Below are 13,382 nucleotides of genomic sequence, written 5' to 3' on the forward strand. Positions count from 1 at the left end.
TTCAGTCCCTGAGGCGCAGGATGACCGGATTGGTCAGCGCGGCCATCGGGCCCCACTGCGGGTCGGGACCCATCGTGTTGCCCCGGCCGGGCGTGCCGTCGGCCTTCGGGTGGCGCACCTCGGCCCGCACGTACGCGGCGAGCGAGGCGGTGGTGCGCCAGACGACGGTGCCCGATCCGCCCGCGTCCAGCGACTCCTGGTGCATCTGGCCCTCGTCGGTGATGAACCGGACGGTGCCGTCCGGGACCCCGGAGACCTCCAGGCGCACGTCGACCGGCACGTCCGCGCGGAGCTTCAGCGTCTCGCCGATCCCGGCCTGCCGGCCGCCGCCGGTCGCGGTGAGGGCGAGGGTGACGGAGGAGGACTCGGCGACGTAGGTCCGGCCCTCGCGGATGCCGTTCAGCACGGCCCTGCGGTTGAGGTCCTCCGCGTACACCACGGTCTGCGGCAGGCCGATGACCTGCGGGACGCTGTGGGCGTCGCTGTTGCCCACGGCCGGCAGCCAGTCGTTGCCGGTGCGCATCGCGGTGCCGAGCATGGCGTCCCAGGTGTCGACCGCCGACTCGTCGTCGTAGGTCCAGGGGCCGTTCCACACCTCGACGGCGTCGGCGTCCTCGTAGCCGAACTTCCACTGGCAGGCCACGTACGGGCAGTACGGGTGGGCCGGGACGACCAGCCCGCCCTGGCGGTGGACCTGGCGGGCGAAGCGGGAGAACGCGTCGTCGCGGGCCCGGTAGCGCCAGTCGATCCACCCGCCCGGCTCCAGGCCCAGCGCCAGCCAGTGGCCGTTGCGGGTGGTGATCTCCTCGCCGGTGACGACCAGCAGGTCGGGACCCGCGTGGTCGCCCCACACGCCGTGCGCCGAGGAGGTGTTGTGGTCGGTGGAGACGATGAAGTCCAGCCCGGCCTCGCGCGCCCCGGCGGCCACCTCCGAGGGCAGCCGCTTGCCGTCGGAGTGCACGGTGTGCAGGTGCGCGTCGCCCCGGTACCAGGCCCGGCCGCGGCCCTTGGCGCGCTCGGCGGGGTAGGACGGCACGAAGCGCGCCCCCGGCGCGCCGTACCGCAGGGTCACGCTGACCGAGTAGTCCATGCCCTGCGGGGCGACCTGGTACGGGCCCAGCACGATGTGCCACGTGCCGTGGTTGACCGGTCCCGGCAGGTAACCCGGCGTGGCGCTCTCGCTGTTGACGACGAACGAGGTGCGCGCCCCGCCGGACCAGCCGCGGAAGCCCGGGCCGCCGAGCGCGGTGCCGCGCTCGTCGAAGACGCCGATGTCGCAGGAGTTGCCCGGGGTGCCGGCCGGGACGGGCGGCTTGTCGTAGCCGTAGGACACCGAGATCTGGTTGACCCCACGCGGGACCTCGACCGGCAGGTACACGAAGTCGCTGACACCGGTGTCCAGATGACCGGTGATCACCTTGGTGACCTCGCCGCCCTCCGGCGTACCGGCCTCGGCCGCCTCGGCGAAGGTCACCGGCGTGAGCGTCAGGATGCCCGCCGCGCCGACGATCCCGCTCGCCATCAGCAGGGCCCGCCGGCCCGGGCCGGACGCCTCCGCGGCCGCCGCCGGCGGCACCGGGGACGGTTCGTGGCTGTCTTCACAGGTTCCAGGCTGGCACACGGCGGTTCTCCTGAACGGGTGGTGTGTGCACGGACCCCCGGTACGCTCCTCCGCCCGGGTGAACGCCGGGCAGAGCGCGGGGAACCCCCGGCAACGCCTGCCTGAATCCCGTGCCGCCCGGCGTCCCGGCGGCGGAACGGGGTTCCGCCGCCGGGGAGGCGGAGGTCAGCGGCGCAGGAGGCGGCGGCTGACGGCGGCGCAGATCGCGACGAGCGCCGCGGCGAAACCGAGGAGCGTCAGGCGCTGGGAGACGTACAGCGTGCCGACGCCGAGCCCGAGGACGGGCACCGACAGGCCGATGTACGCGGCCAGGAACAGGCCCGCGAGGGCCTCGCCGCGGCGGTGCGACTCCGCGAGGGAGACCACCGTGGACACGGTGCCCTTGAACAGCACCCCGGCGCCGGCGCCCGCCGCCATGCCGCCCGCCACGAACAGGCCGAGGCTCGGCAGCCACACGGCCGCCGTCACCGCGGCCAGGCCGGCCACCATCACCATCCGGTCGCTGGCCACGGTGCCGCTGGTGGCGGTCCTGCCCGCCGGCCACCCGGCGGGGAGGGGGTCCGCCGTGGACCTCGCCGACCTGGCGGGGGAGCCCTTCATCGACTCGCCGGTCGGCTTCGGCAACCGCCTGGTCGTCGACCGGGCCTTCGCCGCCGCCGGGCTGGAGCGCTTCGTCGTCATCGAGGTCACGGACATCACCACGACCGCCGACTACGTCCGGCAGGGCCTGGGCGTGGCCGTCATGCCGTCCTTCGCGGTCGCCGCAGGCGACCGCGGCGTACGGGTGCGCCCCGTCGCGGGCACGCCCCTGGAATGGTCGATGGGCGTCGCCTACTCCTCGGTGCGCCGCCCCGGTGCCGCGCTCACGGCGCTGCTGGCCCTCATCGCGGAATACGTACGCGTCCCGCCCGGAGCCCTGTGAGGACGGCGGTCGTGACCAGGGCGTACGCCACGTGCGGCACGACGTCGGAGATCCAGTCCGAGCGCGACCAGGTGCGCGGATCGGTCACCCGCAGCACGGTCATCGGCCCGTTGGTCCCGATCAGCGCGCCCACGGTCGCCGTCGCCGTCAGCAGCACGGTCTGCGGCCGCCAGCCGCAGGCCAGCGCCAGGCCCAGCGTCGCGCCCATGCCGGCCCCGGCCGCGATGCCGGTGAGGGCGCCCAGGGACGAGGTGCGGTTGCGGCGGGCGACGTCGTCGCCGGGGATCGGCACGTGCGTGGTCTCGGAGAGCCGCTCGACGGTCGTCTCCGGGGCGGTGCTGGCGGCGCGGCCGCGCAGCAGCATGTCCAGGTAGCCCACGGTGTTGAGCGCCGTCGTGCCCGCCGCACCGGCGGCCGCCCCGCAGAGCACGCCGTGCGCGGGCCCGAAGCCGTCGCGGCGCGTCACGGGAACACCCTGCCGCGGGGAGGCGTGCCGTCGGACCGGGGGGCGGGGGTGCGGGTCGTCGCCTGCATGTCTTCCAGTAACGCGCCGGACCGCTCGCCCCGCCACCGGGAGCCGCGGGCGGCCGCGGGGAGCGGCGGCGGTCATCCGAGGGCGGGGTCCAGGCCGGTGAGCAGCCGGGCCACGCCCAGGCCCGCGGTCGGGTACTCGACGAAGGTCCCGTTGTTGAGCGCCCACGGCGAGCGCCGCTCGCGGACGAGCGAGACGGCGGCGGTCACCTCCAGACCGCCCTCGACCAGCGCCTGCGCGACGACCAGGCCGGAACGGCTGTAACCGGAGTGGCAGCACCAGAGTGCGGCGCCCGTCCCGCACGGCCCCGGCGACCGTGCGGGCCATCCCCTGCACCGTCTCGATCTGCCCCGGGGTGAGCGGGCCGTCCGGGATCTCGGCCACGAGGTGCTCCACGCCGGGCGCCGGGCCGTGCCCGGAGCGCGTGAACAGACTGACGACGAGGTCGAACTCTTCGGCCACCACGGCCGGTTGCGGTGCGCCCCGCGGGTCCGTCCAGTAGTGCCCGCCCATCCACAACGCCGGCGCGACCTCGTTCCAGGCCGCATCCGGCCCGGGGACGTCACGATCCCTTTGACGCGTCCTCATGGCACACCCCTCCGGTTCCCCCAACGGCCCCCGCCCGGAAAGGGTTTCCCCTTTTCGGGACCGACTGCATGAACCCGTCGCGTCCGGGAACCCGAGCAGTACGGCCGCGCCAGCGACTACCCACCCCCCCCGGTCGCCGGCGCGGCCTTCACCTGTGCGTGTTCAGCCGGCCGACTGGAAGGCGCGGCCCGCGGGAGTCGTGTGCGTGCCGTCGGTGAACAGGCCGCTGCTGGGTTCGGCCGGGTCGGCGCCCAGGCCGAACCAGGCGTAGCGCTGCACGTAGGGCAGTTGCTCCAGCGCCTTGGTGGACGCGGTGACGAACGCGGCCTGCTGCTCCGGCGTGGGGAAGCGGGTGCCGTGGGAGAAGTCGATCAGGGCGTACTCGGTGAGCCAGATCGGCTTGTGGTAGCGCTGGTGGACCTCCTCCAGGTAGGACGTCAGCTGCGACACGGCCTCCGCGGTGCGGAAGTCGCCGCCGTACCAGTGGAGCGTGACGAAGTCGACGCGGTAGCCCTTGGCCGCGGCGCCCGACATGAAGCGGTCGAGCCACCCGCCGGGGGTGGCCCCGTTCGTGGCGACGGCCGGGCTGCCGACGATCCGGCCGGCGTCCGTCAACTTCGGCCACAGCGAAAGGGCCTGTTCCACCGACATGTTCGACTGCTGCGCCATGTCGGGCTCGTTGAAGCCGAGCAGGTACGGGCCCTGGGCCTTCGCCTGGGCCAGGTTCTGCGGGGTGACGGAGGCGGGCCCCCAGATCATCGGGACGAACCGGCCCGACGGCGGCGAGGCGACGTCCTGGTGCCCCGTGGACCAGGTGTAGTACCAGCTCGCACCCGACGAGGCGAGGGCCTTGCCCACCCCCGGGAAGGTCCACACCCCGACGCCCTTCTTGCCGGTCGAGGCGACCCGGACCACGGGGGCCTTCCGGGTCGGCTTCGGTGACGGGGCCTTCTTCGTGGGCTTCTTCGACGGGCTCGGCGAGGGGGACGGGCTGGGGGAGGGGCGCGAGGGCGTGGCCGCCGCCGTGGCGGCGGGTGAGGAGACGGCAGGGAGCGCGTCCGCCTCGGGCACCGCCGACGGACCGTTCAATAGGTGGGCGGCCAGCAGTGCCGTGGCCACCACCGCCGCGACGGCCGCGGCGCCCAGGACCGGGGTCCGCGCTCCGCGTGACGCGGCCCGGCCGGCGGCCCGGTGGGCACCGCGCCCGGCCGGTCGCGGCGCCCGCGCCGCGCCGGTTGTGGCGTGCCCGTTCGTCGCCGGCCCCGGGACGGTCTGCCCGGGCCCGGTGTGAGTGGTGAGGCCGTGCTCGTTCAGGCCGGGCTCGTTCAGGCCGTGCCCGGTCACTTCGGCGACCACCCGCCCCGGGTCCAGCGCCGGGGGCAGCGCGAGCAGCGGCAGCCCGCTGAGCAGCCGGTCCATGGGGAGCAGACCCTCCTCCATCCCGACGCAGGCTCCGCACCCCCTGATGTGCCGCGCGAACCGCTTGCGCCAGAGCGGACTCGGCACGCCGTCCCAGGTGGCGGCCGTCGCCCGCAACTCGCCGCAGCCGGGCGCGGCAGCCAGCGCCCGGACGACGACGCGGGACGCCTCCATCTGCTTCTTCATGCGCTGCACCCGCACCGCCGCGTGCCGGTCCGACAGGCCCAGCGCGGCGGCCAGTTCGGCCCGGTCCAGTTCCCCGGTCTCCTCGAGCCACCACAGCGCCAGCAGCTCGCGGTCGTCCTCGTCGAGCCACCGGGTGGCCTCGGCGACCTCACGGCGCTGCTCGGTGAGCCCGAGACGCAGGATCGTCAGCCCCGCGAAGTCCAGGGCCGGGTCCGGTATGCGCTCGGCGTCCTCCAGCTCCGCGCTGCGGTGCCGCGCCACGGCGCGGTCCCGCTCACGGTCGCGGACCTGCCGGATCGTGATCGCCACCAGCCAGGACCGGAACGCCGCCGGGTCCCGCAGCTCCGACAGCCCCCGCACCATGCGCAACAGCGTCTCCTGAACGACGTCGTCCACGTCGGCATGGCCGTTCAGCGCCCGGCCGACGATGTTGTAGACCAGCGGCAGGCACTCCGCCACCAGCCGGTCGAGGGCCCGCCGGTCGCCCGAGCGTGCCGCCGCCACCACCCCGGCGCCCGGTCCGCTCCGGTGCGTCTTGCGCATGTGGCCTCTTCCCTACTCGGTCTCGCTGTCCACGACCGCGCGGCCGCCCGGCGACCGCGCTGCCTCCACGTACAGGAGACGGCCCGCCCGTGCCCGGACAACACAAATCCCGTGCGGTCCGTCCGCGGATGTGGATGGTCCCCCGGTGGCTCCGGCGGTCCCCGGCGCAGGCGCACGCGCCGGGCGAGGACGAGGAAGGCACAAGGATGGCACGACCCGGCGGGAACGGAAGCGGCCCACGGCCGCGGCTCCGGGCCGAGGGCGCGGCGAGGGTCGGGCGAGGGCGACGGGGTGGCGGTACCGCGAGTGGGTGCTAAGGTCGAAGTCATAACTTCTGTTCTAGCAGTGACCCCGGAGCGCAGTGTGAGCATCACCCCGAACGAATCACTGGCCGGCCGTCGTGCCCTGGTCACCGGAGGCACCAAAGGTGTCGGCGCGGCCATCGCCCGTCGGCTGGCCGCGGCCGGTGCGACGGTCCTGGTGACGGCCCGCCACGAGCCGGCGGACGCCGACCCGAAGACCTTCGTCGCGGCCGACCTGACCACCCCCGAGGGGGCGGCCGCCGTCGTCGGCGAGGTGACAGACCGGGTGGGCGGGCTGGACGTCCTCGTCAACAACCTCGGTCACTCCGAGGCACCCGCCGGGGGCTTCGCGGCACTGGGCGAGGACGACTGGGCGAAGGAGCTGAACACCAACCTGCTCGCCGCCGTCCGCCTCGACCGCGGTTTCCTCCCCGGCATGATCGGCTCCGGCGGGGGTGCCGTCGTCCACGTCACCTCCATCCAGCGCCGCATGCCGCTGTGGAACGGCACCCTCCCCTACGCCGCGGCCAAGGCCGCCCTGGCGACCTACAGCAAGGGCCTGGCCAACGAGGTCGCCCCGCACGGCGTCCGCGTCAACTCCGTCTCCCCGGGCTTCGTCCGCACGGCGGCCGCCGACGCCCTCGTCGACCGCATCGCCCACGAGGCGGGCATCACGCCCGAGGCGGCCCTCGGACGCCTGATGGACTCCCTCGGCGGCATCCCCCTCGGCCGCCCCAACGAACCCGAGGAGGTCGCCGAACTGGTGGCCTTCCTCGTCTCCGACCGCGCGTCGGCCATCGTCGGAGCCGAGCACGTCATCGACGGCGGCACCGTCCCCACCCTCTGACCCCCTCCACCCGCGAACGCCCCGACCCCGAAAGGCAGGACCCGCCATGAGCGCCACCGGCCCGCAGTCCATCCCCACCACCGGCCTCCCCGAGGTGATCACCCGTTACCTGGCCGCCCACCGCGTCCGTGACACCGCCACCGCCGTCTCGGCCTTCACCGCCGACGCGGTCGTGACCGACGAGGGCGCGACCCGTCACGGCACCGCGGCGATCGGGGAATGGCTGGAGACCGCCGCGAGCGAGTACACGTACACGACGGAACTCGTCGGCGCCGAGCAGACCGACGCGCGCCACTACGTCGCCGTCCAGCACTTGGAGGGGGACTTCCCGGGCGGAACGGTCGACCTGCGCTACCGGTTCACCCTGCGCGACGGACTCATCGAGCGCCTGGTGATCGAGGTCTGAGCCCTGGGTGGGTGGGCGGGCGGGCGGTGCCAGGGTTGCTGCTAACATGAAAGCGACGGCGTTCATCGACCCTGGCACCAACCCCCGCGGAGGTGGTCGACATGGTGAGCCGCATCCGGCTGGAAGACCGTGAGTGCCCGCTGTCGACGACCGTCGGGCACGTCGGCGAGTGGTGGACGCTGCTCATCCTGCACGACGCCTTCGACGGCTACACGCGCTTCGACCAGTTCCAGGAGAACCTCGGCATCTCGTCGAGCATGCTCACCACCCGGCTCAAGACCCTGGTGGCGGACGGGCTGCTGGAACGGCGGCCCTACCAGACCGGCCCGACCCGTTACGAGTACCTGCTCACCGACCTCGGACGCTCACTGCGCCCGGTCGTCGTGGCCCTCGCCGCGTGGGGCAACGCCCGCCTCACGCCGCAGGAACGCAGCATGATCCTCGTCGACGCGGAGACGGGCGAGGAGGTCGAGCCGGTCGTGGTCGACGCCGCCACGGGCCGCCGGCTCGACGACAGTGAGGCCTTCGTCTACGCGGCGGGCCCCGCCGCGAGCCCGCTCATGCGCGCCCGCTACACCGACCGCGACCGCGCCTGAGGTCCGCGGGGCCCGGCAGGTCAGGCTCCACCTCCGGGTATTTCACGAAATTCCCACTACCGTCGACGTACTCATCTTGCCTCTTGAATTGCCGCTTCAAGGGTGACCACCAGGGCGTACTCTGCTGAATACCTACCGCCATGGCCGCGAGAAGGGAGTCGAAGGAGCCTGACGTGCGGGCCGGGCCTATGGTATTGTCGCGAGAATGACCGACGGTATTTTCGATCCACCTGCGATTGTTGATCTCGTCGAGTGGGCTGATCTCGAAAATGCCGATGGCTCCGCCTTCCCTGATACTCCGGCCAAGCTTCGCAACTTGGTGTCGGGTGAATATGTGGCGGTAACGAGTTCTCTCGATCACCTTTACAGCGCCCTTCTGAATGATGGGGTCGTGTATTCTGCAACCGTGCCGGCTTTCAGGTACGTTGCCGCGCTTTTGGGTGGCCGGTCGAGTCGAGCGGCACTTGCTCCTCCGTGGGAAGGGGGGAAATTTCCACTTCGAGCCAAACTTCTCAGGTGGCTGGCCGACGTGGCCTTTTGTGTCAATAGTGGTCGGGAGCAGTTCGTTCGGGAGTGGGGGAACTGTGCACCGGCTGAGCCGTTCGATGATTTCATCGACACAAGGAATATCTACCCGGAGGCTTTTTCGAGTGTTGCCGCCTACTTTGACGACCCTGATTCGAGAGTGGTAGGGGCGGCCGTTGTTGCCGGCGTTCGATTTTTGGAGTCACCGGAATTGACGATGCACCACGAAAGGTTGACTCCTTTGGTGGAGAACGTTCTGGCGAAAAGCCCCAATGTGCAGCACAGGCGTCTGGCCTCTGAGGCATTGAAGGCTTGGGCGCAAGGGCGCATATTGAGTGAGTCTTATGGTGATCCACTCCACTCCGAGGGGCTTCGCAGCGCGCAGGGAAAATGGGGATCGGCTGACGAGCCACCTTTTTAGACCGTGTTATATTGACCTGTCGCCCTGGCGGGGACGCGATGGGATCGGGGAACTCGCCGCGATCGTAGTGCTCGACCGTTTGCTGGTCAGCCTGCTCGAACAATCGCCGACCCGAACCGTCACGAACCGACAAGGAACCGGAGGAAGACGCCCGTGCCCACCGCGGACGAACTGCTCGGCCCCGCCGCCGTCACCGGACTGGCCGACTGCCTGGCCGCCGCCGGCGCGGCACCGATGGCCGACGCGGTGCGCGACACCCTGCCGGCGCTCGACGGACTGGCACTGCGCGAGCGCAGCGACCTCCTGCGGGACGCGATGCTCGCCTCCGGCCCGGCGGATCCCGCGGGCCTCGAGGCCGTCGTACGGGCCGCGCACCCCGATCCGCGCTTCACCGGCTGGATGATCTGGCCGGTCACCGAGGCCGTGGCCGCCCTCGCCTCCGGCACCTCCGAGGGCACCGCCTTCGAGGACGGGCTCCACCTGCTGGCGGAGCTGACGCCGCGCCTGACCGCCGAGTTCGCCATCCGCCGCATGCTCAACGCCGACCTCGACCGGGCGCTCGCCGTCGTCACCGCGTGGACCGCGCACCCGGACGAGCACGTGCGCCGCCTGGCCAGCGAAGGGACCCGCCCTCGCCTGCCGTGGGCGGTGCGCGTACCGGCGATCCTCGCCCGGCCCGAGGCGACCCTGCCGATCCTGGGCGAGCTCTACAAGGACCCTTCGGAGTACGTCCGCAGGTCCGTCGCCAACCACGTCAACGACATGAGCCACGCCCGGGTGGACCTGGCCGTCGAGACGGCCCGGCGGTGGTCGGCCGCGCCCGACGCCCGGACCCCCCGGCTCGTTCGCCACGCGCTCCGCACCGCCGTCAAGCGCGGCGACCGGGGAGCCCTGGCGCTGCTGGGGTTCGAGCCCGCGACCGGGCTGACCGTCGAAGGGCCCTCCGTGGCCGCGCCCGTCGTCACCGTGGGCGGTGAACTGCGCTTCGCCTTCACCCTGGAGAACCACGGCGCCGAGCCGCTCCGCCTCGTCGTCGACTACGTCGTGCACTACCGCAAGGCCAACGGCAGCACGGCGCCCAAGGTCTACAAGCTGACGACCCACACCCTCCAGCCGGGGGAGCGGAGCGAGCACACCGGCACGCGCTCCTTCAAGCCGATCAGCACCCGGGTCTTCCACCCCGGCGGGCACGCCCTCGAACTGCAGGTCAACGGTGAGCCGCGCGGCAAGGTGCCCTTCGAGGTCGTCACCGTGTGACACGACGCTCGATACGCTGTGGCGCGTGAAGAGCAAGCAGGTGCCCGCCGACCAGCCGACCCTGGACGCGGTCGCGGAGACGGCGATCTCCGTCATCGACGAGGACGGTCCCGCGGGGCTCAGCTTCCGTGTCGTGGCCCAGCGCCTCGGCGTCTCGCACGCCACCGTCTTCCGCCGCTGCGGCGACCTCGACGGGCTGCTGAGCGCCTGCGCCGACCACCTCGCCGCCTCGCTCCCCCTGGTGCCGCCGGCCGGCGACTGGGCCGCGGCGACGGAGACCCGCTTCACCGGCCTGTACCGCCTGCTCAGCCGGCACCCCGGGCTGGTGGCGCTGCGCGCCGGGCGTTCCTGGCTCGGCCCGCAGATGCTGGGCCGGCTCGTCGAGCCGCAGATGGCGCACAGCATCGCCGCCGGCATGGACGCGGACACGGCCATCCGCGTCTACCGCAGGCTCTACCTGCTCACCCTCGGCGCGGTCGCCTTCGGAGACCACCGCGACGAGAAGAAGGTCCTCGCCTCCGCCCGCACGGCCCTGGCCGCGCTCGACCCCGAGGACTTCCCCACGCTCACCGGTGCGATGAACGTGGTCCTCCCCGTCCTGGTCGACCACGAGGTCTACTACGAGGCGCTGCGCGCCCTCATCCACGCCGCCCGCGCCGACCACCTCCCGGCCGCCCCCCGCTGACCGCCTGCGGCCGCGGGCAGGTGTACGCGGGGCGCAATGCGCGCATGCGCCGCCTCGTCCGGATCGGCACCGTCGGCCGCCAGCCGGGCCGGGGCCTCCGCGTCCCGCTGCTCCACGGCGTCGTGCGCCGGCGACCGGTCCGGCATGGCGGCGGCCCACGGAACACCTCCCGTGGGCCGGTCGATCGCCCCCGCGCCCTCAGGAAGCGCGGACCAGGTCGGAGGGGTCCGTGTTGGCCCCGCAGACGACGACGGCGACGCGCTCGCCGGGCGCCGGGCGGTGGGCGCCGGAGGTGAGGGCGGCGAGCGCCGTCGCGGCGCCGTGCTCGACGGCGAGGCGGCGGTGGTCCCACAGGGTGCGGCGGGCCGCGACGATCGCCTCGTCGGGGACGAGGACGGAGCGTACGCCGTCCTTGAGCGCCCACTCCAGGGCCGTGCCGGAGGCGCGTCGTGCGCCCAGGGAGTCGGCCGCGACGGACCGCACGGGTACGTCCACCACCTCGCCGGCCGCGACTGCGGCGTGCAGCGCGCACGAGCCCTCGGGCTCGACCGCGACGACCCGCACCCCGTGCTCCAGCGCGGACGCCGCGACCCCGGCGAACAGCCCGCCGCCCCCGACCGCGACGACCACCGTGTCCAGTCCGGGGAGCGCCGCGGCGATCTCCTCCATCAGGGTCCCCGCCCCGGCCGCGATGAGCGGATGGTCGTAGGCGTGGGACTCCAGCGCGCCGCTCTCGGCGGCGTACTTCTGCGAGGCCTCCAGGGCCTCGGCGTACTCGCTGCCGGTCTGGCGCACGGCGGCGCCCAGCTCGCGCAGCTTCGCGACCTTCACCGCGGGCGCCGTCTCGGGGACGAAGACCGTGGCGGCCACGCCGTGCCGGGCCGCGGCCCAGGCGCAGGCCAGGCCTCCGTTGCCGCCGGAGGCTATGACCACGCCCGCCTCGGGCATGGCGTCCCGCTCGACGTGGCTCCGCACGAAGTTGAAGGCGCCGCGGGCCTTGAAGGACCCCGTGTGCTGCATGGACTCCAGCGCCAGCCAGCCCTGTACGGCGGCGCCGAACGCCCCCGGGTCCACGGGGGTGAGCGTGACGGGGCGGGTGTGCCCGGCGATGCGGGCGGCCGCGGCCCGTACGTCGGCGTGGGTGATGGTCACGATGTGCTCCGGGCTGATGGGCGAGTCCGGAGAAACAGTGTAACAACCACTGTTCCGGCGGACCGGACTTCGCGTACTCAGGTCCACGGCCTCCGGTCAGCGGACCCCGTCAGCGGACCACGAGCCGGTGCTCGCCCGCCGGGACCAGCTCCCCGACGACCGGCGCGCCCGGCACCTCACCGGCCACCAGCAGGCCCCCCGACGTCTGGGCGTCCGCCAGCAGCAGCCGGGTCAGTTCGTCCGCGGCGCCGAAGTCGGTGTGCGGGGCGACCCAGGCGAGGTTGCGGCGGGTGCCGCCGCTCACGTGGCCAGCCGCCGCGGCCTCCCTGGCCCCGTCGAGGTAGGGGACCGCCGAGGCGTGGACCACGGCGCTCACCCCGGAGGCGCGGGCGAGCTTGTACAGGTGGCCCAGGAGCCCGAAGCCGGTCACGTCGGTCGCGCACACCGCGCCCGCCGCCAGCGCCCGTTCGGCGGCGTCCCGGTTGAGCGTGGTCATGGTCTCCACGGCCTGCGGGAAGACCTCCCCGGTCGTCTTGTGGCGGTTGTTGAGCACGCCCAGCCCCAGGGGCTTGGTCAGCGACAGCGGCACGCCCGCCCGTCCCGCGTCGTTGCGCAGCAGGCGGTCCGGGTCGGCGGTGCCGGTGACGGCCATCCCGTACTTCGGCTCCGGGTCGTCGACGCTGTGGCCGCCTCCCACGACGCAGCCCGCCAGGGTGGCGACGTCCAGCCCGCCCCGCAGCACCTCCCGGGCCAGTTCCAGCGGCAGCAGGTCCCGCGGCCAGCTCAGCAGGTTGACCGCAACGAGCGGGGTGCCGCCCATCGCGTACACGTCGGAGAGGGCGTTGGCGGCGGCGATCCGGCCCCAGTCGTAGGGGTCGTCGACCACCGGGGTGAAGAAGTCCGCGGTGGTCACCACCGCCGGCGCACCGGGCCCGCCGGGCAGCCGGACGACGGCCGCGTCGTCACCGGTGTCCAGGCCGACGAGCAGGTCACCGCCCGGGGGGCCCGCCGGGCTCCCCGGGGTCAGCCCGGCCACCATCTCCTCCAGCTCCCCCGGGGGGATCTTGCAGGCGCAGCCGCCGCCGTGGGCGTACTGCGTCAGCCGCACGCTGTCCTGCCGGACGCCGGTTCCGGTTCCCGTCATGGTCGCTGTGGTCCTTCCGCGGTGGGCGCCGGCACGGCGGTCGCCCGGGCCCGGGCGACGCCGCCGTGTGGCGCGTTGACTTGGGTGGGGGCCGGAGGTTCCATGGGCATCCGGCACGGCAGGGAGACGTCAGGGTGCCTGGTGGCCCTCCCGGTCTTCAAAACCGAGGTGTCCGAGCAACTCGGGCAGGCGGGTTCGATTCCCGTCCGTCTCCGCCGGCCGGCCCGCCGCCCCCG

The 13,382-nt window shown here is 73.4% G+C and carries 14 protein-coding genes and 1 tRNA gene; 8 read left to right on the forward strand and 7 right to left on the reverse strand.

All coding sequences use genetic code 11. The features are described 5' to 3' along the window. Position 1: 1 nt before the first annotated feature. Together ACZ7MY_RS35440 and ACZ7MY_RS35445 are read right to left on the reverse strand one after the other, a co-directional pair. A complete protein-coding gene (locus tag ACZ7MY_RS35440; RefSeq protein WP_499608534.1) occupies positions 2-1,522 on the reverse strand; it encodes a CehA/McbA family metallohydrolase in 1,521 nt (506 codons plus the stop codon). Positions 1,523-1,786: 264 nt separating this feature from the next. Then, positions 1,787-2,131, reverse strand: a complete 345-nt coding sequence (locus tag ACZ7MY_RS35445) for a hypothetical protein (RefSeq protein ID WP_499608371.1) — start codon at positions 2,129-2,131, stop codon at positions 1,787-1,789. 10 nt (positions 2,132-2,141) lie between these two features. Here ACZ7MY_RS35445 and ACZ7MY_RS35450 point away from each other — a divergent pair, with 10 nt between their 5' ends. Further along, positions 2,142-2,543 carry a LysR family transcriptional regulator substrate-binding protein gene (locus ACZ7MY_RS35450; protein WP_499608373.1) on the forward strand — a complete coding sequence of 134 codons (402 nt, stop codon included), beginning with the start codon at positions 2,142-2,144 and terminating at the stop codon, positions 2,541-2,543. Here the strand turns inward: ACZ7MY_RS35450 and ACZ7MY_RS35455 are convergent. From ACZ7MY_RS35455 to ACZ7MY_RS35465, 3 genes are all read right to left on the reverse strand, one after another. Further along, positions 2,503-3,009, reverse strand: a complete 507-nt coding sequence (locus ACZ7MY_RS35455; RefSeq protein WP_499608375.1) for a hypothetical protein — start codon at positions 3,007-3,009, stop codon at positions 2,503-2,505. The two genes, ACZ7MY_RS35450 and ACZ7MY_RS35455, sit on opposite strands and share 41 nt — an antisense overlap. A 140-nt stretch (positions 3,010-3,149) precedes the next feature. After that, entirely contained in the window at positions 3,150-3,284 is a 135-nt protein-coding gene (locus ACZ7MY_RS35460; protein ID WP_499608378.1) for a hypothetical protein, read from the reverse strand. A gap of 541 nt (positions 3,285-3,825) precedes the next feature. Beyond that, positions 3,826-5,811 carry a sigma-70 family RNA polymerase sigma factor gene (locus tag ACZ7MY_RS35465; protein ID WP_499608380.1) on the reverse strand — a complete coding sequence of 662 codons (1,986 nt, stop codon included), beginning with the start codon at positions 5,809-5,811 and terminating at the stop codon, positions 3,826-3,828. Positions 5,812-6,174: 363 nt separating this feature from the next. Here ACZ7MY_RS35465 and ACZ7MY_RS35470 point away from each other — a divergent pair, with 363 nt between their 5' ends. From ACZ7MY_RS35470 to ACZ7MY_RS35495, 6 genes are all read left to right on the forward strand, one after another. Then, complete coding sequence (locus tag ACZ7MY_RS35470) at positions 6,175-6,960, forward strand: SDR family oxidoreductase (protein ID WP_499608383.1); 786 nt, start codon at positions 6,175-6,177, stop codon at positions 6,958-6,960. Positions 6,961-7,006: 46 nt separating this feature from the next. After that, positions 7,007-7,366, forward strand: coding sequence for a nuclear transport factor 2 family protein (locus ACZ7MY_RS35475; protein WP_499608386.1), 360 nt, complete (start codon positions 7,007-7,009; stop codon positions 7,364-7,366). Positions 7,367-7,467: 101 nt separating this feature from the next. Next, the gene (locus ACZ7MY_RS35480) at positions 7,468-7,962 is read left to right on the forward strand and encodes a winged helix-turn-helix transcriptional regulator (protein ID WP_499608389.1); all 495 of its coding nucleotides are present in this window, start codon (positions 7,468-7,470) and stop codon (positions 7,960-7,962) included. A gap of 205 nt (positions 7,963-8,167) precedes the next feature. Continuing rightward, positions 8,168-8,908 carry a hypothetical protein gene (locus ACZ7MY_RS35485; RefSeq protein WP_499608392.1) on the forward strand — a complete coding sequence of 247 codons (741 nt, stop codon included), beginning with the start codon at positions 8,168-8,170 and terminating at the stop codon, positions 8,906-8,908. 153 nt (positions 8,909-9,061) lie between these two features. Then, entirely contained in the window at positions 9,062-10,165 is a 1,104-nt protein-coding gene (locus tag ACZ7MY_RS35490) for a DNA alkylation repair protein (protein ID WP_499608394.1), read from the forward strand. A 25-nt stretch (positions 10,166-10,190) separates the two neighbouring features. Further along, complete coding sequence (locus ACZ7MY_RS35495; RefSeq protein ID WP_499608398.1) at positions 10,191-10,850, forward strand: TetR/AcrR family transcriptional regulator; 660 nt, start codon at positions 10,191-10,193, stop codon at positions 10,848-10,850. 198 nt (positions 10,851-11,048) lie between these two features. Here ACZ7MY_RS35495 and ACZ7MY_RS35500 read toward each other — a convergent pair whose 3' ends face one another. Both ACZ7MY_RS35500 and selD read right to left on the reverse strand, forming a co-directional pair. Then, entirely contained in the window at positions 11,049-12,005 is a 957-nt protein-coding gene (locus ACZ7MY_RS35500; RefSeq protein WP_499608536.1) for a threonine/serine dehydratase, read from the reverse strand. A 106-nt stretch (positions 12,006-12,111) separates the two neighbouring features. Next, the gene (gene selD, locus ACZ7MY_RS35505; RefSeq protein WP_499608400.1) at positions 12,112-13,146 is read right to left on the reverse strand and encodes a selenide, water dikinase SelD; all 1,035 of its coding nucleotides are present in this window, start codon (positions 13,144-13,146) and stop codon (positions 12,112-12,114) included. Between the two features lie 122 nt (positions 13,147-13,268). Between selD and ACZ7MY_RS35510 the strand changes: the two genes are divergently transcribed. Further along, positions 13,269-13,361, forward strand: a tRNA-Sec gene (locus tag ACZ7MY_RS35510). The last annotated feature ends 21 nt before the right edge of the window (positions 13,362-13,382 follow it).

It is taken from the genome of Streptomyces sp. NPDC111520 (genome assembly GCF_055635295.1).